Source organism: uncultured Tateyamaria sp. (genome assembly GCF_947503465.1).
Classification (GTDB): domain Bacteria; phylum Pseudomonadota; class Alphaproteobacteria; order Rhodobacterales; family Rhodobacteraceae; genus Tateyamaria.
The window spans coordinates 2,353,245-2,375,984 of the sequence record NZ_CANNDN010000001.1; the positions used below are offsets into that span (position 1 = coordinate 2,353,245).

Here is a 22,740-nt window from a genome sequence, read left to right on the forward strand (position 1 = left end):
CCGCTCACAAGCTATCCAGAGGTCATGCTGCCCATCCTTTTCAAAACGCTTCCCTTTTTTGCCCTGATCGGGCTGGGTTACTGGGCCGGGCGGACCCGTTTCTTTACCGAAGAGGCAACCGCGTACCTCACCAAGTTCGTATTTTACTTTGCGCTGTCGGCCATGATCTTCCGCTTCGCCGCGAACCTGGAATTGGCGCAGGTCTGGGATGGCCGCCTGGTGGCCGCCTACCTCTGGGGCACGGCTTTCGTCTATGGCATCGCGACCATGGTCGGCTTTCTCAGGGGGCTGGATGTCGAAACCAACGCAGTCGAGGCGCAATGCGCCGTCATCGGCAATGTGGGGTTTCTCGGCCTGCCCATGCTGGCCCTGCTCTTTGGACCCGAAGCCATCGGCCCGGTCATGCTGGTGCTGGCGACCGACTTGATCATCTTCTCCAGCCTCATTGTCATCCTGATCACGGTCAGCCGCGATGGCCGCATGTCGCCCGCAATATTCAAGGTTGTTGGCCTTGGCCTGATCAGGAACCCCATGATTGTCGCGATGGCACTTGGCCTCTTGTGGTCGGGCCTGCAAATCCCGATCCCCGACCCGATGAATGATTTCCTGTCGATCCTCGGGGGCGCCGCCACGCCGGGTGCCCTCTTTGCCATCGGCGCCTCGCTTGCGACCAAATCGGCGGAACGGGTGCAGATCGCGGGATGGCTCAGCTTTTGCAAGCTGGTGCTGCACCCGGCCTTCGTCGCGTTCTCGGCCCTCTACCTTTTTGGCGTATCGGACTTCGGCACCGCCATGATCATTGCCTGCGCCGCCATGCCCGTGGCCGGAAACGTCTACATCCTCGCCCAGCACTACGGGGTCGCCCCGCAACGCGTGTCAGCGGCCATCCTGGTCTCGACCGCGATCAGCATCGCAACCCTCACAGCGGTCATTGCCTGGGTCAGTTGATCTTCTTTCGACCAAAAATACGACCGCCGGAGGCTCCCGCAACTTGCCGCAAGCGCGTACGCCCGCTAGCGAGGGAGGAACGAAAGGATCACGCCCATGCAAACCCAATCCGAAAACGCCTGCTTTGGCGGCACCCAAGGGGTCTATACGCACCGCTCGAACGCCTGCGCGTGCGACATGACCTTTGGCCTGTTCCTGCCGCAAGAGGCCAGGGACGGCCCCGTGCCCCTGCTGTGGTACCTGTCGGGTCTGACCTGCACGCATGAAAACGCCATGACCAAGGCCGGGGCGCAGGCCTGGGCGGCCGAACACGGGATCGCCATCTGTTTCCCCGACACGTCCCCGCGCGGCCAAGACGTGGCAGATGATGATGGGTATGACTTGGGCAAAGGTGCAGGGTTCTATGTAAACGCCACCGAAGACCCCTGGGCGTCTCACTACCGCATGTGGGACTATGTGATGGACGAATTGCCAGAGCATCTTGGCAATCACTTCGCCCTCGACATGGACCGCCAATCGATCACCGGGCATTCGATGGGCGGGCACGGGGCGCTGACGATGGCGATGTCCCCGCGGGGACAGTTCCGGTCGGTGTCGGGCTTTTCCCCGATCACGAATCCCACCGCCAGCGACTGGGGGCGCAAGCAGCTCTCTGCATATTTGGGGAACAATGAAGACCTCTGGTCCCCTCATGATGCGACCCTGTGCATGCGAGACCGCGGCTTTGACGGGCCGATGCTGATCGACACGGGCACCGATGACCAGTTCATCGACCTTCTGAAGCCCGAGGCGCTGGCCGAAGCCGCCGCAGCGCGTCGCCAGCAAATCCAGTTCCGAATGCAGCCCGGATATGATCACTCGTACTTCTTCGTGTCGACCTTCATGGAAGACCACGTGGCGTTCCATGCGGAACATCTCTGGGCATGACGACCCTCTATATCGATGCGGATGCCTGCCCGGTCAAAGCTGAAGCGGAAAAGGTGGCAACACGTCACAAGATACCGATGAAAATCGTATCGAACGGCGGGCTGCGGCCATCACAAAACCCGTTGGTAGAGACCGTCATCGTCCCCGAAGGCCCGGACATTGCGGACATGTGGATCGCGGACCGGGCAACCAGGGGCGACGTGGTCATCACCGGCGACATTCCCCTTGCCGCCAAATGTGTCGAGGCCGGCGCGCGGGTCCTCAAACACAATGGCGAGGCGCTGACGGCCGCCAATATCGGCAATGTGCTGGCCACCCGCGACCTGATGGCCGACCTGCGTGCGGCGGACCCGTTCCGCCAAGGCGGCGGCAAAGGCTTTACCAAGGCCGACAGATCGCGTTTTCTGGATGCGCTTGAACGGGAATTGAGGGCCGCCAAAAGATGAAGATCGAAGCCGTCGTGTTCGACATCGGAAATGTACTGATCGAATGGCAACCCGAACGCTTTTATGACAGCGTCATCGGCGAGGACCGCCGCCGCGCCATGTTCCGGGCGGTGGACCTGCACGGCATGAATGACAAGGTTGATCTGGGCCACCCGTTCACCGAAACCATCTATGCCACTGCCGAAGACCACCCGGACTGGCGCGACGAAATCCGCATGTGGCACGACCGCTGGATCGAAATGGCGACGCCCGTGATCGACAGGTCCGTACGCCTGATGAAGGCACTGCAAGCCAAGGATATTCCGGTCTTTTCGCTGACGAATTTCGGCATCGGCAGCTACGATTTTGCGGCCACCCACTACGGTTTTCTCAATGATTTTGACCGCGACTTCATCTCGGGGCACATGCAGGTGATCAAACCGGACCCATCCATCTACCGCATGCTGGAAGAAGCGAGCGGCCTGCGCGGCGAAAGCCTGATCTTTGCGGACGACAGGGCCGACAACATTGCCGCAGCCCAGATGCGCGGCTGGCGCACCCACCATTTCAAGGGCCCCGAGGGATGGGCCAACCGACTGGTCCGCGAGGGATTGCTGACCGAGAGTGAGGCCGCGTGACATCCGTCCCCCATATCCCCTTTACCGAGGGCGAGGCGGTGCTGGACTGGATTGGCCTGACCGATGCGCTGGTCGCGGGCCACACCCTGCCCAAGGCCGAGATTGGCGACACCTTCCTTTACCGCGATCCCGACACGCTGCTCAGCCGCGCGGCATGGATCGACGGGATGGGCATGGCAGTGAAAACCGCCACCGTCTTTCCCGGCAATCCGGGGCGTGGGGCACCCATGATCAACGGGGGCGTGAACCTTTATTCCGACGCGGACGGCACACTTCAGGCCATCATCGACTTTCATCTGGTGACCAAGTGGAAGACCGCCGGTGACAGCCTTCTGGCGGCGCGCAAGCTGGCGCGACCCGACAGCCGCCACATCCTGATCGTCGGCGCCGGCACCGTCGGCCGCGCCCTGCATGATGCCTATTCCGCCATCTTCCCCGACGCACATTTCCAGATCTGGAACCGCACCCGCGACAATGCCCTGACCATGGCCGCCGAACGCCCGATGCTCAGTGTCGCCGACGATCTGGAACAGGCGGTGCGCAAGGCCGATATCGTCACAAGTGCCACGATGTCGACCGAACCCCTGATCCGGGGCGACTGGTTGCGCCCCGGCCAGCACATCGACCTGATCGGCGCCTACCGCCCCGACATGCGCGAAGTTGATGATGCTGCCCTGCTGAAATCCCGGGTTTTCGTAGACAGCTTTGACACCACGGTGGGCCATATCGGAGAGGTCAAGATACCGCTTGAGGCAGGCACGATCCAACGCGATCATCTTCTGGCGGACTACTACGATCTGCACGCCTTCGAACGGACGCCCGAAGACATCACCCTCTTCAAGAACGGTGGCGGCGCGCATCTGGACCTGATGACCAGCCGCTACATCCTGGATCGGTGGATTGCCTCGTGACCTGGGTTTTGCTCATCCTGCTGGGTCTGATCGCCATTCCGGTAACCACCGAATTGATGCGCACCGGCATGTCCGATGCAGTGCGCAGCAACGCGCCTGGTGAATTTGCACTCTTGTCCCAGGGAACGACCCATTACGAATGGCTGGGACCGGAGCGGGGCGCGGTGGCGGTTTGCGTGCACGGCCTGACCACGCCGTCCTACGTCTGGTACGGCATGGCGCGGGGGTTGGCGCTGCTTGGATTTCGGGTCCTTATCTATGACCAGTACGGGCGCGGTTTTTCGGACCGCATAGGCGGAAAACAAACCGCCGCGTTCTTCAACCAACAGCTGACCGACCTGTTGTCCCATCAGAACGTGACCGAACCGGTGACCCTGCTGGGCTATTCGATGGGGGGTGCTGTGGCCGCACATTTCACGGCCCTGCATCCGGAGCGGGTCAAGCAACTGATCCTTCTGGCCCCGGCCGGGATGATGCAGCTTGGCGGGCGCAAGATTGCCCTGACACGCGATTTGCCGGTCATCGGCGACTGGCTGTTTCTGGCGGGCTACCCCTGGGTCGTGCGGCGCGGCATTGCCGCCGAAGCACATGTGCCCAGTTCGGTGACCGACATCTACGAACTGCAACAGGTCGAAACGGGGCGGCGCGGGTATTTCCCCGCTGTGCTGTCCAGCCTGCGGGGTCTGTTGCGCAACACATGCGAGGACCAGCACAAGGCAATTGCTGCGGCGGGTGTCCCGGTTCTGGCTGTCTGGGGGGACACGGACGACGTCATACCGCTGTCCTGCAAGGATACGTTGGCCGCGTGGAACCCGGCAGCACTGCAATCGGTGGTGACCGATGCGGGGCACGGGTTGCCGCATACGCACACGGATGCGGTGATCGACGCGATCCGAGGCTCTCGGGGTTAGGCCACCGCAGGTTGGCCCAGGGGGCGTTCCCGGATCGGCAAGTGCACAACCGCGCTGAACGCGCCGACGGCGACGCCGATCCACCAGACCTGATCATAGGTGCCGTACGCATCGTAAAGCCGCCCGCCCAGCCACACGCCCAGGAACGACCCAAGCTGATGGCTGAGGAAAATGATCCCGTAAAGCGTGCCCATGTACCGCAACCCATAGATATGCGCGACCAGTCCGCTGGTAAGCGGCACGGTCGCCAACCACAGCGAACCCATGGCGATCGAAAACAGAATCACCGTGGTCGGCGTCATCGGCAGGATGATGAAAAGTGACGCAACCACCGTCCGGCCCGCATAGATTCCCGCCAGCAGGTATTTCTTTGGAAAATATTTGCCGGCCCAGCCCGCCGCCAGCGTGCCAGCGATGTTGGCCAGACCGATCAAGGACAACGCGACAGCACCCAGCGCGGACGTGGTCGTGATGCCGATATTGTGCAACATACCACCGGGCACGATGGGGCCGCAGACCTCGGTCACAAAGGCCGGGAGGTGCGCCGTCATGAAGGCCACCTGATAGCCGCAGGAAAAGAATCCAAGGAAGATGAGGGTATAGGACGGGTCCCTGAACGCCTTGATCAGGACCTGCCCAAGCGATTCCTCCAACTCGGCCTTTGATGCCATCGGCGGCACCTTCATCGCGGGCAGGGTCAGGACCAACAGGATGACAGCAACGGCAAACCATAGAAAGACGGACTGCCAGGGCATGAATCCCAGCATCCACTCCGCGACCGGCGCGCCAAAGATCTGACCGGCCGATCCCATGGCCGCCACGATGGCAAGCGACATGGACCGGTTTTCATCACTGCTGGCGCGCCCAACCACTGCGAGGATGACGCCGAACCCGGTGCCCGCGATACCAAAGCCCACCAGCCACGCGTATAGCTGATGTTCGATCGGGGTGGTCGATCCGGCACTCAGGACCAGACCGACAGCATAGACGATTGCCCCCATGAGGATGGCCTTGCGATCCCCGATCTTCTCGGCAATCGCGCCAAAGATCGGCTGCCCGATCCCCCAGGCAAGGTTCTGGATGGCGATGGCCAGCGAAAACTCTGTCCGCAGCCACCCGAATTCGTCGGCGATCGGGATTTGAAACACGCCAAAGGATGCGCGCACGGCAAAGCTGACCATGATGATCACGCAGCCCACGATGAGGACAGGGGTAAACAGGGGCATGCGGTCTGACATGGCGGTACTTCCTTGGTGCTGTGACGACTGTCACGGACAAGCTGGCAGCGGTCAAATCAGGAATTCTTGGCGTCGCATCACTATTCCTGAACCGGCGCCGGTTTTCCTTGGGCTTCCCATGGACGGATACGCGCGCTACCACGGACCGCGATGACCGATTTGCTGACTGAATATCAGGCGCTTGTGGACAAGGGCGCGTTGCGTTCCGACGATGCGCAACTGGCTGTTCTGCCTGAATTCGAACGCATTCGTGCAGCCCTGGCCACGCCCGCAAAAAAGGGGCTGTTCCGCAAGGCGCCCGAACCGCCAAAGGGCTTGTATCTCTGGGGCGGCGTCGGGCGGGGCAAATCGATGCTGATGGACTTCTTTGCATCCCGTCTTGATGTGCCTGCGCGCAGGGTCCATTTCCACGCGTTCATGCAGGAAATCCACGCATCCATGCATGCCGCCCGCCAACGCGGCGTGGATGACGCAATCGCACCTGTCGCCGCCGATGTGGCCGCGTCGGTCCGGCTGCTGGCCTTTGATGAAATGCAGATCACGGACATCACGGACGCCATGATCGTGGGCCGCCTGTTCGAAGCGCTGTTCGCCGCGGGCGTGGTGGTTGTGACGACGTCGAACCGCGTGCCGGATGACCTCTACAAGGATGGGCTGAACCGGCAGCTTTTTGTGCCCTTCATCGACCTGCTGAAGGACAAGATGAAAGTATGGGAACTGGCCTCGCCCACCGATTACCGGCAGGACCGGCTGTCCGGAAGCCCGGTCTATTTCACACCGCTCGGGGCCGCCGCCCGCGCGGAAATGGACGCGCTTTGGACCGACCTGTCGGGCGGGGCGTCAGACCCTTTGGACATAACGATCAAGGGGCGGACCGTGACCATCCCGCAGTTCCGCAATGGCGTGGGGCGCAGCAGCTTTTTTGACTTATGTGCGAAACCGCTGGGGCCGGGCGACTATCTGGCGGTGGCCGATGCCTGCAAAGTGCTGATGATCGACGATATTCCCTGCCTTGGGCGCAGCAACTTCAACGAAGCAAAGCGTTTCGTGACCCTGATCGACGCGCTCTACGAAGCACAGGTGCGGCTGATCTGTTCGGCAGCGGACACGCCCGAGATGCTGTATCTGGAAGGCGAAGGCACGTTCGAATTCGAACGCACCGCATCACGGCTGAGAGAAATGCAAAGCGCAGATTGGGGCGGTTGACGCCTGCAACACACAGATTGCAGGGTCAGCGGCTTTCTGGAAAACGCGCCAGCCGACATCTGATTATTCAAAGCGCAGAACCGCCCGAACCGACCCCTATCCCTGTGACTGGCGCACAAGCGCCATCAAAAGCGTTTCGGTGTCCAATCGGCCTGCGGCGGTCGTCAACTGGCGTGGCAGGGCAAATTCGCCCCGCGCCGCTGCCGTGTTCAACAGCGCATCGATATAGGCGTTCGACTGCCCTTCGGTCAGCGCCTGCACCAGCAAGGCTTGCAGGCGGTCATCCTGCTGCGGCGTATGTCCAAATCCGATCAGTACCGCGGCGGTCAGGCTGCGCAGGTCCGTGTGTCGGGCGTCGGTATCTGTCAGGCGGATGGGTTGGCGCAACTGGCGGCTCACCGCCTCGGATGCCGGCAGGGACCGAATGTCCAAAAGCGATGCATCGGCCCGTGTCACCTCTGGCTCAGGCTCGTCCGACCCGACACTTGAAAGGGGCACGTTTGCGACGTCCTGAACCGGCGCGGTGGCCGGACCCGGTTGCAACAGGATCAACCCGATCGTCACCACCAGAAAGGCGGCCGCGATCAACAGCATCTTCATGTTGGATGAGGAATATTCCTCGGGCTCCCTGGCCCCTCGCGGCGATGAAACATCCGCGTCTTTACGCCTGAACATACTGCTTCCCCAAAAGCAGACCCGTCACGGTTGATCCATGTTGGGGTCTAAAACTGCACCAGATATAGCAAATTCGACCCCGTTTGGTCAACATAATGCGGCATCGGGCAGGTATTGAGAACTCGTTTCGGCGCGATGTCAGCCGTTTTCCCGCAACACCGCGCCAGCAAGGTACAGCGATCCACACACAAGCACGCGCGAATGGGGCACGCGGGTCAGGATCGCCTCAAGGGCCGCATGGACATCCTCTGCCTCGTCCGCGTCAATTCCGACATCGCGTGCGGCTTTGGCGGTCTGGGCAGCAGGCAGCGTGTTCTTTTCACCGGGGATCGACAGGGCGGTCAGGCCGTCGATCTCGGCGCCGAGCGGGGCAAGATAGCCGCGCGCGTCCTTGGTGTTCAGCATGCCGCAGATCAGGTATGTGGGCCGGCGCGGCAGGCCGTGCAGAACCGATGCAATTGCCTGTCCCGCTGCCGGGTTGTGCCCACCATCAAGCCACAGTTCGGCCCCGGCTTTGGCCGCCCTGTCCGCCAGTGGCCCCGTGCGCAAGCGCTGCATGCGCGCAGGCCATTCGGCCTTGGTCACAGCGGCATGGCAGGCGGCCTGGTCGCAGCCCAGATGGCGCAGCGCGGCCAGCGCCATACCGGCGTTCTGGATCTGGTGATCGCCGGGCAAGACCGGGCGCGGCAGATCAAGCAGACCGACCTCATCCTGATAGATCATTCCGTCCCGTTCGGGCGCGGCATGCCAGTGCTGCCCAAAGGCCAGAACGGGTGCGCCCAGCCGTGTCGCCTGCGCCTCGATCACGTCCAGCCCGTCATCCTCTTGCGGGCCGACGATACAGGGCACGCGACGTTTGATGATCCCGGCCTTTTCGCCCGCGATCTTGGCCAATGTGTCGCCCAGAAACGCCTCGTGATCCATGGACACCGGTGTGATGATCGTCAGCGCGGGCGTGTCGATGACATTGGTCGCATCCAGACGCCCGCCAAGGCCCACCTCCAGCAGGGTGTAGTCTGCCGGAGTGCGTGCAAAGGCCAGGATCGCGGCACAGGTCGTGATCTCGAAATAGGTGATGTCCTGATCACCGTTCGCCCTGTAACACGCGTCCAGGTGCGCGGTCAGGTCGGGCTCGGAAATCAGCTCGCCTGCCAGCCGGATCCGTTCGTGAAACCGCGCCAGATGGGGCGAAGTATAGGCATGCACCCGGTGCCCCGCGGCCTCAAGACCCGCGCGGATCATCGCCTGGGTCGATCCTTTGCCATTGGTGCCTGCAATATGGATGACGGGCGGCAGGTCGTTCTGGGGATTGCCCAGCGCGTCCAGCAGACGCCACACCCGGTCCAGGGTCAGATCAATGATCTTGGGGTGCAGCGCCATCATCCGGTCCAGGATGGCGTCGGAACCGGTGCTCATTCCTTGGGGGCGTCCTCGGTCACGGCCTCTTCCTGCGTGGGCTCGGGCGCAGGAAGATCGCCCTTCACGGCGGGGGGTAACCCCATGAGCATGCGGACAATGGTGATCAACTCGTCCCGCATCTCGGTCCGCTTGGTCACACGGTCCAGCATACCGTGATCCAGCAGATACTCGGCCCGCTGGAACCCCTCGGGCAGCTTTTCACGGATCGTCTGTTCGATCACACGCGGCCCGGCAAAGCAGATCAGGGCGTTGGGTTCGGCAATATGCACATCGCCCAGCATGGCATAGCTGGCCGTGACGCCGCCCGTGGTGGGGTGAGTCAGCACAACGATGTAAGGCAGGTTCGCCTCTTTCAGCATCTGCACCGCCACGGTTGTGCGGGGCATCTGCATCAGGCTCAGGATACCCTCCTGCATCCGCGCACCGCCGGCGGCGGAAAACAGGATCAGCGGGCGCTTCAGCTTCACCGCCTCTTCGGCGGCGGCGATGATCGCGTTGCCCACATACATCCCCATGGACCCGCCCATGAAGGAAAAGTCCTGACCGCAGGCCACGATAGGTGTGCGCCCCATCTCTCCGGCGGCGACCAGCATCGCCTCGCTTTCGCCCGTCGACTTTTGGGCCGACTTCATCCGGTCGGGATACTTCTTCTGATCGCGGAAATGCAGCGGGTCGGCCAGCGGCGCGGGCACCTCGATCTCGGTGAAAATGCCGCCGTCAAACAGGGCGGTGAACCGATCCCGCGGGGTGATCGCCATGTGATGCCCGCAATTGGTGCAGACGTTCAGATTGTCCGACAGCTCGCGGTGAAACAGCATCGTGCCGCACTCATCGCATTTGGTCCACAGGTTGTCCGGGGTTTCGCGCCGCGAAAAGATCGAATTGATCCGGGGCCGGACATAGTTGGTGATCCAGTTCATAAAGGCTTCCTGCTGCGGTTCACTGCATCAGTTAATCCGGGGCTGCGCCAATTGCAATCAGGCGCGGATCGCCAACCGGGCCGCCAACCAGCTGACCAACATGAAACCGAAGTCGACGGGCAACCACGCTGCCATCGCTGCCTCGTCCCCGATGCCGAAGGGCAGGACATAAAGCGCAAGGCCCGACATCTCGTCCGGGGTGGCGGTCAGCACCATGGCCGAGATGTTGTTGGCGAAATGCACCGCCATCGCCGGACCCAGCGTGCCGGACCGCGCAGTCAAATCCGCCATCAGCATGGCGAACACGGTGGCCCACAGGGCAATTGTCACCGCATTGCTGCCGGCGCTGTCAGGCAGGTAGTGACCGGCACCGAACAGGATGGCGGGCAGGACCATCCAGACCAGGGGCGACCGGAATCGCGCGGCCAGTTGTTGCTGCAGGTACCCGCGAAACAGGATTTCCTCTGCCCCGATCTGTACCATCACCGCGACCACCGCGATGGGCAACAGCAGCATCCACCGGCCGATCGGCATGTTCGCGGTCAACGTGCCTTCGCCGATTTCATAGGGCGGCAAGATCCAAAGGGCCGCCGTCAGCAGGACCATCATGAACAGCACCGCACCAAACTGTCGCACTGCAAGGCCAAGGGGCCCGACCAGCGTCCAGGGTCGGCGCCGGTGCACCATGATCACGACCATCGCCGTAGCGACGGCCAGAAGACCCAGCTGAAACAGCAACAGCAACATGCCACCGGCGGTCTGCCCGGTCTGTGCGTCACGCAGCACATCCGATGCTGTCTGCGGGTCCAGCACGCCAAGGATCGTGCCGAAGACCAGATTGCTCAGCACCAGGAAAAACCCGGCCACCAGCACGATGCCCAGCACCAGACGCCACAGTTGCGCCCGATCACGCGCAGGGTCGATGAACCGCGCATGCGGCCGGTAATCAAAGCTTAGGACCCGCATCATTCGTCCAGGGGCGGAGGGGGTGGCCCCTCGTCCTGCGGTATCTGCACATTGGCCTGCCGCAACAACTCCGCCGCGCCCGTCAGGTGGCCTGCCACGGTGTTCAGCAGGCTGCGCAGCACGGTCGCGTCTTCTTCCAGCACCAACCGGAATTCAGCCGCCCCGATCCGCAGAAAGGTGACCTCGGTCAGCGCCGTCAGGTGCAACTGGCGCGGCTCGTTCAGGATGATCGCCAGATCCCCGATCAAGCGCCCCGGTTCGACAACGGACACCTGCCGGTCTTCGCCGTCTTCGCTGTCGTAACTCAAGACGGCACTGCCCTTCACACACAGATAGGCGGCATCGGGTTTCTCCTCCATCGAGAAGATGCGTTGCTCCGGCTCGGCCGTGTACCACTGCGCGGCAAAGGCCAGCAGGCGCTGGTTCTGGCTGGTCACGCGCGAAAACAGGTCCGCGCGGGAAATCACCCGCAATTTCCGGCTCAGGTCGTCGGCCTCTTCATCGTCGTCTTCATTGCCCTGAACCCCGTCAATCCGCCCATCCTTGATCTCGACAAACAGGTCATAGGCGTCCGGGTTGTTGAAACTCTCCTCAAGGAAAACAAGGGTCGCATCCGGAAGCAATTCGCGCAGGGCGTTGCGCGTCTTGCGGCGCTGGTTGGCGCCATGGCTCGACAGGGCGCGATCCAGAACAAGGATATCGGGCCGCTTGATACCCGCCCGCGAAAACGCGGCGCGTTCGTGGAAAATGGTGGGCAGGTTCGTTCCGCCCAGCCCGGTGCGAATGTCAAACACCGTCTCGGCCACCTGCCGACGCAGATGATTGTCATTCAGCAATTCGGCCACAAGATCCTCGATCAACTCGCCCTTGGTTCCCGCCACCATCGATATCCGACCATACAGCGCGTTTTCCAGCAACGTCAGACGTGGCAGATAGGTGTCCGGGGCAATCGGAATGAAAATCCCTTCGGTCTGGGCGCGCAAGGCCGCGCCACTGGTCTTGCGGATCTGGACAATCTCGTTCTTGAAACTTTCGGGAAAGGCAGGGCCGATCTGTTCCGCCGTAAAGGCAAAGGGCACCGTCAGCAAAAGCGAAAATTCGTCATCCGTCAGGGCAACATCACCCCGTTCGCGACGCCGGGCCGAAATATCGACCAGCTGCTCGTACATCTCTTCTTCGATGTTCAGCGCGGTGAACAACGGGTGGCTGGTGCCATCGCGGCCAAAGGTCTGGTGCAGGGTCTCGATCAGCGTTTGCGAGATGGCAATACCCTGTTCGGCCAGTCCATGTTCGAACACCAGGTTGATGAACCGGTGGTCACGCGCCAGGCCCTGTTGCGAAATCTCTCGCGACGGGGCGGCGAACAACAGGTTGCCCCCAAGCGGCACAGCCGGGTTGAACTCGTCGGGATCAAAACGGTGCACGTCCTCCAGCACGCCCTTGTCGCGCAGGCACTCTTCGACCGCGGGCCGCAGATCGACGATGGCCTTGGCCAGGCCCGGATGGCGCTCCGGGTCAATGCGGCTGTTCAACATGCGGCGGAACATGAATTCGTCGATGCCCATCGCCTCGACCAGTTCGAACCACCAGGCGCGTACCTCGTCCTCGGTGCCCAGACCGGCAAGACCCGGATCGACCCAGTCGGTGTCGATGCGATCCAGGCTGTTGCCGGACCTGCGCGCTTCGGACAGGAACCGGTCCTTGCGGCCCTTGTCCCACGGCACGGTGTTCGGGCGCGTCATAAGCGGCATCAACAGGTTCGACCCAAGGGTGCCGTCAAACAGGTACGGGCGCGTTTGGGCATAGCCGATGCGGGCAGACACGACCTCTTGGTGCAGCTGCGACAAGTCATGCCCGGCCACCGAAATCTTGCCCCTAGTCGGAAGAACCTCGCGCACCAGCAATTCGGCCAACGCCTGCCTTTCGCTTTGGTTCTTGACCTGTACGGCAACGCGCGCGCCCGCTGGAATGGTCAGATCGATCCGCTCAAGCACGGGTGTGTTTTCGGCATTGCGCACCGTTACATTGTCCAGAACGATGTCGCCCTGCAGATGCGGGATAACCTCGGGCTCGCCTTCGAACAGGCTTTCGTCGATCATGTCGCGCGGGGCAAAGCGGTCGGTGACAATTTCCCACCGCAGCGCCATGTCCTGCGTCTGGTTGTAGTAGGTCAGCAGCTCTTTCCACGGGCTGGACAGGTCCTTGTAGGCGGCAATGGCCGCCACAAGCGCGCCCACGGTGATATCCCCGCGAATGGCAAGGTACCCGCCCACGGAATAGAAGAAGAACGGCGTCAACTGGGTGATGAAGTTGTTCAGGAACTTCATGAAGAATTTTTTCTGGTAGATCTTGAACCGGATCTCGAACAGCTTGCCCAACCGGTCCGTGAACTGCGCCAGCCGATAGCGCAGCCCGCCATTGGTGCGCAGGTCGGAAATACCCGCCGCGCTCTCGCCAATCTCCGACGAAAACGCACGCACTTCGCGGATACGCTCCTTGTTCAGCAGGTTGATCTGGCGTTGCAGCATCGGGATGATCCACGCCTGCAACGGGATCAGCGCGATACCGGCCAACCCGAACCACACCGATTGCAGGAACAAGAACACCACGATGATCAGCATCTGACCCGCCTGGAACACCGGCTGGGCCACCATGTCGCCCATCAGCCCGCCCATCGGCTCGGCCTCGGACGACACCATGCTGACCAGTTCGCCCTGGCTGGTCGAACGGAAATAGCTGCGGGGAAACCGCAACATACGGCTGATCAACTGGAACCGGAAACGGCGCAACAGGCGCTCGGCCGTGACGCCCTTCATGGTGTTCAGGCGCATCTTCAGCAGACCATGCGCCAGAACGGCCCCCAGATACCCAAAGCACAAGGTCAACAGGAACTGGATTTGGGTCAAATCGAACCCGAAGAACCCGACGGTATCACCTGACGCACCGATGGCGTCGTTGATGATCCGCTTGGGCAGTTCCAGCGTGGCATACAGAAACGGGAACGTGACAAGTGTCAGTCCCAACAGCATCATCTGATCACGCTTGGAGTGCTTCCAAATGAAAGCGAAAATGGTGGAATCCATAACTCGTCCTGCCGGGTGCCGCCCCTGTCCAAACGGCTGACACGGCAGCCGGGTGCGACCCGTCCGGAAAACCTAGTGCCCGCAATGCCCTATTACAACCGCACACGCTTGCAGGGCGCGGGACCAATGGCTATTCCGGTCGGCAACGCTTTTACCGGGAGACGCCAGATGCTCAAAGGCAAGTTCGACAAGTCCAAATTGCCCAGCCGCCACGTGACCGAAGGGCCCGCACGCGCGCCGCACCGGTCCTACTACTACGCCATGGGCATGACCGAGGCTGAGATTCACCAGCCCCTCGTCGGCGTCGCCACCTGCTGGAACGAGGCGGCCCCCTGCAACATCGCCCTGAACCGTCAGGCGCAAGCGGTGAAGATGGGTGTGAAATCAGCCAGCGGCACGCCCCGCGAATTCACCACAATCACCGTCACCGACGGCATCGCCATGGGGCACGAGGGGATGCGGTCGTCGCTCGCCAGCCGCGAGGCCATCGCAGACACGGTCGAACTGACCATGCGCGGTCACTGCTATGACGCCCTCGTGGGTCTGGCAGGCTGCGACAAATCCCTGCCCGGCATGATGATGGCGATGATCCGGCTGAACGTACCGTCCGTTTTCCTTTATGGCGGATCGATCCTGCCGGGCCGCGCACCCGTGGGTGCCAAGGTTCCGGCGGAATACGCCAACCGCGACCTGACCGTGCAAGACATGTTCGAAGCGGTCGGCCACCAGCAAAACGGCACCATGACCGAAGCAGAGCTGGACGTGCTGGAACGCGTCGCATGCCCGTCTGCGGGCGCATGCGGCGGCCAGTTCACAGCCAACACCATGGCCTGCGTGTCCGAGGCCATCGGCCTCGCCCTGCCCAACTCTGCCGGTGCGCCCGCGCCGTACGAGTCCCGCGACCAATACGCCGAAGCGTCCGGTGCGGCGGTCATGACACTGATCGAGAAAAACATCCGCGCCCGCGACATCTGCACCCGCGAAGCGTTCGAAAATGCGGCCCGCGTTGTGGCTTGCACTGGTGGGTCCACCAACGCCGGTCTGCACCTGCCCGCCATGGCGCACGAGGCCGGGATTGATTTCTATCTGGATGATGTGTGCGAGATTTTCCGCGACACACCCTACTTCGTCGACCTGAAACCGGGCGGGCAATACGTTGCCAAGGACATGTACGAAGCCGGCGGCATCTATGTCGTGATGAAGGAACTGCGCAAGGCGGGCCTCATTCACGAGGATTGCATGACAGCCACCGGCTATTCCATCGGCGAAGAGCTGGACAAGATCAGCCTCGAAGCCGACGGGCGCGTCATCTATCCCATTGAAACCCCGATCACCAAGACGGGCGGTGTCGTCGGCCTCAAGGGCAACGTGGCCCCCGAAGGTGCCATCGTGAAGGTCGCGGGCATGGAAGCGCAGCACCAGATCTTTACCGGCCCGGCCCGCGTGTTCGAATGCGAACAGGACGCGTTCGAGGCGGTCCAGAACCGCACCTACGAGGAAGGTGACGTGTTCGTCATCCGTAATGAAGGGCCGTCTGGCGGCCCCGGCATGCGCGAAATGCTGGCGACAACCGCGGCCTTGTCGGGCCAGGGCATGGGCAAGAAGGTGGCGCTGATCACCGACGGCCGCTTTTCCGGCGCGACGCGCGGTTTCTGCATCGGCCATGTCGGACCAGAGGCAGCCCATGGGGGCCCCATCGCGCTGCTGAAAGACGGTGACGTGATCACCATCAACGCGATCGAGGGGACGATCAATGTCGACCTCACGGACGAGGAACTGGCCGAGCGCAAGGCCAACTGGTCCGGCCCGCGCGAAAACATCTATGCCTCGGGCGCGCTGTGGAAATACGCGCAACTGGTTGGCGAAACCTACAAGGGCGCAGTCACGCACCCCGGCGCCAAGGCGGAACGGCATGAATACTGGGACCTCTAGGGGGGTCCTGTTCGGGTCCATCCTGCTGGGTCTCGCAGCGTGCGAGGATTTCGCCGCGCTGGACCTGGCTGGTGCGACCACAGGCGAAAACCTGGCCTTGACCAACGCGACACTTGGCGGCGGCATGATTAAGCTGGTTCCGCCGCCGGGTTTTTGCGTGGACAAACGCAGCCTGCGGCAAAGCTTTGCCATCATGGCGCGGTGCGACACGCTGGGCGGTCAACTGACCACGGACGCGCCGCTGGCCCTGATCACGGCGACAACTGTCAAAGTGACGGGCCCCGTGGCGGTCAGCACATCGGATTTTGAAAGCCCCGCGGAACAGGTGCTGCAACGGCGCGATGACAATGACCTTGCGCTGGTACAGGTGCGCGGCAGCCCCCCCGGCGACGGCATGCGCGACACCTATTGGCGGGCGGCGGCACGGATCGGCAACCAGGTGGTGGGCCTTGCGCTTTATGAACCGTCGGATGGCCGCGATCTTGGCGCGACTGCCCCGGCATTGTTGACGCAGATGGTGGAACGAACGCACGAACAATCGGTCATTGCGGCTGTCGCCGCACAGGACAATTCTGCAACGGCGGGGCCGAAACCGGCACGACAAGGGTTCCTCTCGGGTTTATTTGAGTGAAACCTTTGACATAGATAAACTACCGGCACGAGAACCGGCACAGGGGCAAATGGCAGGCAACCGCATCACATTCATTGACAGGCTGGCGCATCGGCGCGCGGTGCGGCGTTGGGCACGTGCGGCCCGCAATGCGACTGAATCCGACCTGTCGGAATTGCGCGGCCTGCGGTCTGCCGCGCGGCTGTTGCGCAGCCATCTTGACCGGCTGATCCACCGCGCAGACGAACGGCTGGCCTTGCCCGCCATCGGCTCGACCGCCTTTCCGCGACCGCACAATGCCGACTGGGCCTGGCGTCCCGAACTGTGGCGCGGCTCGCTCCCGTCTCCGGGGATGTCCACGGTTCAGACGAAATCGATGCTGGGCAACGAAGTGACCCTGTTTCACGATTGCGCGTTCAGCGAACTGACCCTGCGCCAATTGCGCAACCTGCGGGAAGAAGACCTTGCACCCTACGGCGTGCGACTGGACGTGTTCAAGTTTGACGGGTCGTTCCTGTCGCTGGTCATTGATCTGCCCGATGACGCGGTCAAGGGGCTGACCAAGAACCATCTTCTGGGCATGAACACGATTGTCGAAATGGAAAAACCGCTCGAAATCTTTGCCCGTCTGAATGTCCGGCACGGCCCGAACACGGAACAGATCGTGCGTGAACTGCCGCTGTTCGAACAGGATGTGACCGTCGAATTTGACCTCGCCTATTCCAAGTTGAATGAAAAGCGTGTGGAACGCGCGTGGATCGACCTGATCTTTGAGGGGCCGGAAATGAACCAGGTCACCCTGCGCGATATCACCTTCTCGCGCCGCCCGCGCGCGGCCCTGTGATGAAAGGGAAAGCATGAGCACACTGACCCTCACCCCCACCAAGATGCGCTATGGCATCTGGCAAGGCCTCATCCAGCAGAAGGGCACGGGCGTCCCCCAGATCAAGGTCACGCACTTGAACGCCGATGTGCCCGATGTGCAGGTCACGGAACAGGGCGATACCGGTCAATGGCTGTTGCAGGTCCCGATCCCGGCCGAGGCCATTGCAGATGGCGTCCAGGTCTTTGTCATCTCTGACGCGACGGATGACGAAAAGCTGGGCCATTTCACCCTGATCGCCGGCGAAGCCCTGGGGGACGACATCCGGGGCGAAGTGGCCCTGCTGCGCGAGGAACTGGATATGCTCAAACGCGCCTTCCGCCGCCACTGCGTCGAAACCACCTAGCGCAGCAGGGCAGACGCCCACGCCTCCAGAAACAGCGCCCGTTTCAACCGGTCCAGGTACACCAGCAATCCAGGGTCCAGGCTGACAACACTCAGCACCTGTGCATCCGCAGCCCCGATCGAAGGCAACGGAAAACCGGGCCGATCCCGCGCCGCCCAGGTGCCCGACGTCAGGTAGCTGACCAGGGCCTCTGCCGCATCGCCCAGCGCGGTGCTGTCCAGCACCAACGCCGTCCGCATCATCGTTGTCGCGAAATCCTCGGGCGTGATGATCGTGACCTTGTCCAACGTCTCGGGCCGGGTCGACGCATAGCTGCCCAGCACATTATACGCCACGAACAACTCGCCCGACGCCAGATCGTCGATCATGTCCCCGGAACAGCAATACAGCCGCGCATCAAGGTTCCCGAACACCTCCATCAACCGCCAGAACGTCTCGGACGCCCGCGCATCCTGCGTCGCGAACAGGTATCCCAACCCCGACAGCCGCACATCATATGTGCCCAACCGCCCGCGAAAATGCTCGGGGTCCGCGCGCAATGCTTCAATCAGCGCCTGTCGCGTCCTGGGCAAGTCACGCCCCTCGAACGCAGCGCGGTTCAGCACCACGGTCGCAGGCTCCAAAGTGAAGCCAAACACGCTTTGCCGCCACTGTGACCCACCCGTCGCCAACCCGTCTAGGCGCCGCGCCAGCCCGTCATTGGCCAGCTTCAACTGCAAGTCCATGGCGCTGGATATGACCACGTCAAAGCAATCGCCGCATTCGGCAATCAACGTCACGATATCCGCAGATCCCGCCACGGCGTAATCCACCGACACCGACGGATTGCGGGCAATGAACCCGTCCAGGATGGGCGCAAAGATATCCGTATCCGTGCTCGACAGCACGCGCAGGGTCACGCCGTCCTCGCCGTGAAAGACCCGGCGGTCCTCCAACTCGGCCGCACCCGCCACCGACACGCAAAACCACAGCGCTAAAGATACAAAGATGCGCACGCCCCGCCCCCTTCGGCATTTGCCAGTTCCAGACGCCCGCCATGCGCCTCGGCCACATCCTGCGCGATGGTCAAACCCAAACCGGACCCCACCGTATCGCCCGCATTCGCCCCGCGCTGAAACCGCTGGGACAACTCCGCCATCTGCTCGGCCGGAAACCCGTCGCCCGCATCACACACCACAATCGCCACGGGATCAGTCCCAACCTCGATCCGCACAATCCCTTCGGGAGGCGAGTATTTCAACGCATTGTCAATCAGGTTCCGCACCGCATTCTGGATCAGGATCGGATCGCCCTGCACCTCGACGGGCCCGTCCGATCGCAGAACCAACTCCAGATCCTTCATCTCGGCCACCGGGGTCAGCCGATCCACCAACTCACCGCAGATCGCGACCAGATCGACGGGGCGCCGTTCCATCTGGTCGCCACGAAAGGTCACCATCGCATGATCCAGCAACTGTCCCGCAGCCCGAGAACTCTCATCAATTGCCCGGATCATCGACCGCAGTGCCGCCCGGTTCTCGTCCTTGTCCACCCGCATCAAGGTTGCCTCCGCATGCGTGCGCACCGTCGCCAGCGGCGTCCGCACCCGGTGCGCGGCCTCGGCAATGAACGTCTCTGACTGGGTCAACGACGCGCTCAGCCGCGTCATCAGCGAATTTAAAGAGGTCACCAATGGCGACAATTCGGTCGGCACAGGCCGCACCACCGGACGCAAATCCCGCGGCCCCCGGCGCGCCACGGCCTCGGCCATCTGGCTCAGCGGTCGCACGGTCGACCGCGATGTCCACAGCGCCATGCCCGCCGCCAATGCAAAAAACGCCCCGCCAAACAATGCCGCATTGACCGAGATCGAAAACAACGTGCCCGCCAGATTGTCCCGCGTCTGCGCCACGGACACGGTCAGCAACACCGGCGCGGGGCTGGCTGGCAACGATTGGGTCAACGAGGCCATCCGCACCTCTGCCCCGCCAAACGCCTGCGTCTGGAACGCGGGCCGCGCCGCAGGCTCAAACGGGCCCGCAAACAACCCGTCATAGCCGGTCAAAAGCGCGCCCCCCTGATGCACCGCGTAAAACACCCGGTCATCGGCGGCCGTGTCCAGCATCGCAAACGCGGCATAGGGCACATCGACCTCCACCTGGCCCTCGCGCACCACGGCGGCATCCATCAACGACGTCAGCGACGCCTCCAGAATCCGGTCCTGGCTTTGCTGCGCGATCTGCTGGGCATAGGTCCGCACGACCAGGTAAAACAGCACGGCCAACAGCGCCGCGCCCCCGATCAATGTCCAGGTCAGTCGCCGCCGCAGGGATGTGGCCCTACCCCTCATCCAACCGATACCCCAAACCACGATGGGTCGATATGGTCAGGCTCGACGGCTCCAGATGCTTGCGCAAGCGGCCCACATACACCTCGATCGCGTTGTCCGTGACCGTCCCGTCATAGGAAAACAGCCGATCCACCAGCTTGTCCTTGGAAAAAATCTGCCCCGGCGCATTCATGAACAACTCCAACAACCGCAACTCGCGATTGCGCAAGGTCACCTCCGCCTCCCCAATCGTCAAAACAGACGCCAACGGATCAAGTGACGCGTCCCCCCGCCGAATGACGGTCTGCGCAGACCCCACGCGGCGACGCAAGACCGCCCGGCAGCGGGCCTGTAACTCCGCATGATCAAACGGCTTGGTCAGGTAGTCATCGGCGCCCAGATCCAGCATGCCAACCCTGTCGGACACCTCTGACCGCGCGGTCAGGACGATGACGGGCGTGTCATCCTCGCGTGCCCTGTGCCGCTCAAGAAACCCGCGCCCATCGCCATCGGGCAGCATGATGTCCAACAGGATCAGATCGTATTCACCTACACGCAGGTAATCCGACCCTTCGGATAATGTCGCTGCATGATCAATGGCATGTCCATCCAGACGCATGCGGTTGCACAACGCGCCTGCCAGTTCGGCATTGTCCTCGATCAACAGGTATTTCATCGTATCCGCCCACGCAGCGCCGCCATGACAGGTCTGTGTCAGGTTCGCATGTTTTCACGGCAGCATTCGCGTGAAACCGCGCGAAGTCAAATGGGAGGACATCATGAAAACCTTTGAGATGGGCCGCCGCGCCCTGCTCGGCGCAGCTATGGCATTTGGCCTTGGCGGGGCCGCACTCGCAGACGGCCACCAGGTCGTCGACAGCATCCACTTCCTGATCCCCGGCGGTGCCGGTGGCGGTTGGGACGGCACCGCGCGTGGCACGGGCGAGGCGCTGACCGGCGCGGGCCTTGTGGGCACCGCATCGTTCGAAAACATGTCGGGCGGTGGTGGCGGCAAAGCCATCGGCTACCTGATCGAAAACGCCGACAGCAACCATGGCACGCTGATGGTCAACTCGACCCCCATCGTGATCCGCTCGCTGACCGGTGTGTTCCCGCACAACTTCCGCGACCTGACCCTGGTTGCAGGCACCATCGGTGACTACGCGGCCATCGTGGTGGGCAAGGACAGCCCCATCAATTCGATGGACGACCTTCTGGCTGCCTATGACGCTGATCCCGATGGCACTGCCGTGGGCGGTGGTTCGGTTCCCGGCGGCATGGACCACCTCGTGGCGGCCATGGTGATGGAAGCGGCCGGCAAGGATGCGCTGGGCGTGAAATACATCCCCTATGACGCGGGCGGCAAAGCCATGGCGGCCCTTTTGTCGGGCGAAATCGCGGCTCTGTCCACCGGCTTCTCCGAAGCGGTCGATCTGGCCAACGCAGGCGAAGTGAAGATCATCGGCGTCACCTCGCCCGAACGCGTGGATGCAGCCCCCGATGCCATGACCATGAAGGAACAGGGCATCGACACCGAGTTCGTGAACTGGCGCGGGTTCTTCGCCGCTCCGGGCCTGCCCGAGGACAAGCTGGCCGCCTATCAGGATGCACTGACCAAGATGTATGACACCCCCGAATGGGAAGACGTCCGTGCGCGCAACGGCTGGGTCAACATCCACAACAACGGGGACGACTTCAACGCCTTCCTCGAAGATCAGGAAAAGGTCATCGGCGACCTGATGAAGAAGCTGGGCTTCCTCTGATCTGATCACCTTTCGGGTGCGGCGGACCACTGCCGCACCCGCCTCAAACGGGGCCTAAGCCGTTAAAATTAAGTAAAATTAACCCTTTTCTTCAATGAAAACAGGGGTGTCCCCGCGGGGACAGATCAATCGGGGGGACAACATGGCACTTGATCGCTGGATCGGACTGATCCTTTTGGGCATTTTTGCCGCCTACGGCTATGCGGCGTGGTTCACCATGGACGGCAGCCTCGCCCCCTTCATGCAGCGCAATCCCATCTGGCCCTCGACCTTCCCCAAGGTGCTCTCGATCATGGGCATCCTCGTCGGTCTGATCATCGTGCTGGGCCTTGAAAAGGTCGACGCCCCCAAGGATGACGCGCCGGGTGTTCTCGAACAGATCAAAGGCTACAAACTCGGCCAGGCCGGTCTGCTCCTCGGCCTCATGGTGGCCTACGCGCTGCTCTTGCGCCCCGCGGGCTTCATCATCGCAACGGTCGGGTTCCTGATGCTCGGCTCGATCATCTTGGGCGAGCGTCGTTGGATCGCGATGCTGATCGTCGCGGGCCTGGCCACCGGCATCGTCTGGTATCTGGTGCAGGTCGTGCTGGGCATCTTCCTGCGCCCGCTGCCTGCGTTCATGGGAATATAA

General features: G+C 62.4%; 22 protein-coding genes. 13 read left to right on the forward strand and 9 right to left on the reverse strand.

Annotated elements, in window-relative coordinates; all coding sequences use genetic code 11:
* The first annotated feature begins 24 nt into the window (after window positions 1-24).
* The 6 genes from Q0844_RS11735 to Q0844_RS11760 all read left to right on the forward strand — a co-directional run bounded on the left by Q0844_RS11735 (window position 25) and on the right by Q0844_RS11760 (window position 4,760).
* Window positions 25-948 carry an AEC family transporter gene (locus Q0844_RS11735; protein ID WP_299044943.1) on the forward strand — a complete coding sequence of 308 codons (924 nt, stop codon included), beginning with the start codon at window positions 25-27 and terminating at the stop codon, window positions 946-948.
* 96 nt (window positions 949-1,044) lie between these two features.
* Window positions 1,045-1,875, forward strand: a complete 831-nt coding sequence (gene fghA, locus Q0844_RS11740) for an S-formylglutathione hydrolase (protein ID WP_299044944.1) — start codon at window positions 1,045-1,047, stop codon at window positions 1,873-1,875.
* A complete protein-coding gene (locus tag Q0844_RS11745; protein WP_299044946.1) occupies window positions 1,872-2,321 on the forward strand; it encodes a YaiI/YqxD family protein in 450 nt (149 codons plus the stop codon). The genes fghA and Q0844_RS11745 overlap by 4 nt, the downstream gene beginning before the upstream one ends.
* The gene (locus Q0844_RS11750) at window positions 2,318-2,938 is read left to right on the forward strand and encodes an HAD-IA family hydrolase (RefSeq protein WP_299044948.1); all 621 of its coding nucleotides are present in this window, start codon (window positions 2,318-2,320) and stop codon (window positions 2,936-2,938) included. Before Q0844_RS11745 ends, Q0844_RS11750 begins: the two co-directional genes overlap by 4 nt.
* Window positions 2,935-3,849 (forward strand): ornithine cyclodeaminase, encoded by a 915-nt coding sequence (locus Q0844_RS11755; RefSeq protein ID WP_299044949.1) that lies wholly within the window; start codon window positions 2,935-2,937, stop codon window positions 3,847-3,849. Before Q0844_RS11750 ends, Q0844_RS11755 begins: the two co-directional genes overlap by 4 nt.
* Window positions 3,846-4,760: an alpha/beta hydrolase gene (locus Q0844_RS11760; RefSeq protein ID WP_299044951.1), complete on the forward strand. Its 915-nt coding sequence runs from the start codon at window positions 3,846-3,848 to the stop codon at window positions 4,758-4,760. Before Q0844_RS11755 ends, Q0844_RS11760 begins: the two co-directional genes overlap by 4 nt.
* Here Q0844_RS11760 and Q0844_RS11765 read toward each other — a convergent pair.
* The gene (locus Q0844_RS11765) at window positions 4,757-5,998 is read right to left on the reverse strand and encodes an MFS transporter (RefSeq protein ID WP_299044953.1); all 1,242 of its coding nucleotides are present in this window, start codon (window positions 5,996-5,998) and stop codon (window positions 4,757-4,759) included. The two genes, Q0844_RS11760 and Q0844_RS11765, sit on opposite strands and share 4 nt — an antisense overlap.
* 150 nt (window positions 5,999-6,148) lie before the next feature.
* On the opposite strand from Q0844_RS11765, the gene zapE reads away from it, so the two are divergent.
* Window positions 6,149-7,204, forward strand: coding sequence for a cell division protein ZapE (gene zapE, locus Q0844_RS11770; RefSeq protein ID WP_299044955.1), 1,056 nt, complete (start codon window positions 6,149-6,151; stop codon window positions 7,202-7,204).
* A 96-nt stretch (window positions 7,205-7,300) separates the two neighbouring features.
* Here zapE and Q0844_RS11775 read toward each other — a convergent pair whose 3' ends face one another.
* From Q0844_RS11775 to Q0844_RS11795, 5 genes are all read right to left on the reverse strand, one after another.
* On the reverse strand, window positions 7,301-7,804 hold the full coding sequence (locus Q0844_RS11775; protein ID WP_299044957.1) for a hypothetical protein: 504 nt from the start codon (window positions 7,802-7,804) through the stop codon (window positions 7,301-7,303).
* 213 nt (window positions 7,805-8,017) lie between these two features.
* Entirely contained in the window at window positions 8,018-9,295 is a 1,278-nt protein-coding gene (locus Q0844_RS11780; protein ID WP_299044959.1) for a folylpolyglutamate synthase/dihydrofolate synthase family protein, read from the reverse strand.
* Complete coding sequence (gene accD / locus Q0844_RS11785) at window positions 9,292-10,218, reverse strand: acetyl-CoA carboxylase, carboxyltransferase subunit beta (RefSeq protein ID WP_299044961.1); 927 nt, start codon at window positions 10,216-10,218, stop codon at window positions 9,292-9,294. The genes Q0844_RS11780 and accD overlap by 4 nt, the downstream gene beginning before the upstream one ends.
* A gap of 57 nt (window positions 10,219-10,275) precedes the next feature.
* Window positions 10,276-11,187: a CPBP family intramembrane glutamic endopeptidase gene (locus Q0844_RS11790; protein WP_299044963.1), complete on the reverse strand. Its 912-nt coding sequence runs from the start codon at window positions 11,185-11,187 to the stop codon at window positions 10,276-10,278.
* The gene (locus tag Q0844_RS11795) at window positions 11,184-14,267 is read right to left on the reverse strand and encodes an ABC transporter transmembrane domain-containing protein (RefSeq protein ID WP_299044964.1); all 3,084 of its coding nucleotides are present in this window, start codon (window positions 14,265-14,267) and stop codon (window positions 11,184-11,186) included. The genes Q0844_RS11790 and Q0844_RS11795 overlap by 4 nt, the downstream gene beginning before the upstream one ends.
* 168 nt (window positions 14,268-14,435) lie before the next feature.
* Between Q0844_RS11795 and ilvD the strand changes: the two genes are divergently transcribed.
* The 4 genes from ilvD to Q0844_RS11815 are packed head-to-tail and all read left to right on the forward strand — an operon-like array spanning window position 14,436 to window position 18,038.
* Window positions 14,436-16,199 (forward strand): dihydroxy-acid dehydratase, encoded by a 1,764-nt coding sequence (gene ilvD / locus Q0844_RS11800; protein WP_299044965.1) that lies wholly within the window; start codon window positions 14,436-14,438, stop codon window positions 16,197-16,199.
* The gene (locus Q0844_RS11805) at window positions 16,180-16,830 is read left to right on the forward strand and encodes a hypothetical protein (RefSeq protein WP_299044966.1); all 651 of its coding nucleotides are present in this window, start codon (window positions 16,180-16,182) and stop codon (window positions 16,828-16,830) included. Before ilvD ends, Q0844_RS11805 begins: the two co-directional genes overlap by 20 nt.
* Window positions 16,831-16,879: 49 nt before the next feature.
* Entirely contained in the window at window positions 16,880-17,653 is a 774-nt protein-coding gene (locus tag Q0844_RS11810) for a DUF6478 family protein (protein ID WP_299044968.1), read from the forward strand.
* Window positions 17,654-17,666: 13 nt separating this feature from the next.
* Complete coding sequence (locus Q0844_RS11815) at window positions 17,667-18,038, forward strand: hypothetical protein (protein ID WP_299044970.1); 372 nt, start codon at window positions 17,667-17,669, stop codon at window positions 18,036-18,038.
* On the opposite strand, the gene Q0844_RS11820 is transcribed toward Q0844_RS11815, so the two are convergent.
* From Q0844_RS11820 to Q0844_RS11830, 3 genes are read right to left on the reverse strand one after another with little or no spacing between them, the layout of a single operon-like run.
* On the reverse strand, window positions 18,035-19,033 hold the full coding sequence (locus tag Q0844_RS11820) for a substrate-binding domain-containing protein (protein WP_299044971.1): 999 nt from the start codon (window positions 19,031-19,033) through the stop codon (window positions 18,035-18,037). The genes Q0844_RS11815 and Q0844_RS11820 overlap by 4 nt on opposite strands.
* Entirely contained in the window at window positions 19,012-20,367 is a 1,356-nt protein-coding gene (locus tag Q0844_RS11825) for a sensor histidine kinase (RefSeq protein ID WP_299044972.1), read from the reverse strand. Before Q0844_RS11825 ends, Q0844_RS11820 begins: the two co-directional genes overlap by 22 nt.
* Window positions 20,357-21,022, reverse strand: a complete 666-nt coding sequence (locus Q0844_RS11830) for a response regulator transcription factor (RefSeq protein ID WP_299044973.1) — start codon at window positions 21,020-21,022, stop codon at window positions 20,357-20,359. The genes Q0844_RS11825 and Q0844_RS11830 overlap by 11 nt, the downstream gene beginning before the upstream one ends.
* Window positions 21,023-21,125: 103 nt before the next feature.
* On the opposite strand from Q0844_RS11830, the gene Q0844_RS11835 reads away from it, so the two are divergent.
* Together Q0844_RS11835 and Q0844_RS11840 are read left to right on the forward strand one after the other, a co-directional pair.
* Window positions 21,126-22,109: a tripartite tricarboxylate transporter substrate-binding protein gene (locus Q0844_RS11835; protein ID WP_299044975.1), complete on the forward strand. Its 984-nt coding sequence runs from the start codon at window positions 21,126-21,128 to the stop codon at window positions 22,107-22,109.
* A 142-nt stretch (window positions 22,110-22,251) separates the two neighbouring features.
* Window positions 22,252-22,740: a tripartite tricarboxylate transporter TctB family protein gene (locus Q0844_RS11840; protein WP_299044977.1), complete on the forward strand. Its 489-nt coding sequence runs from the start codon at window positions 22,252-22,254 to the stop codon at window positions 22,738-22,740.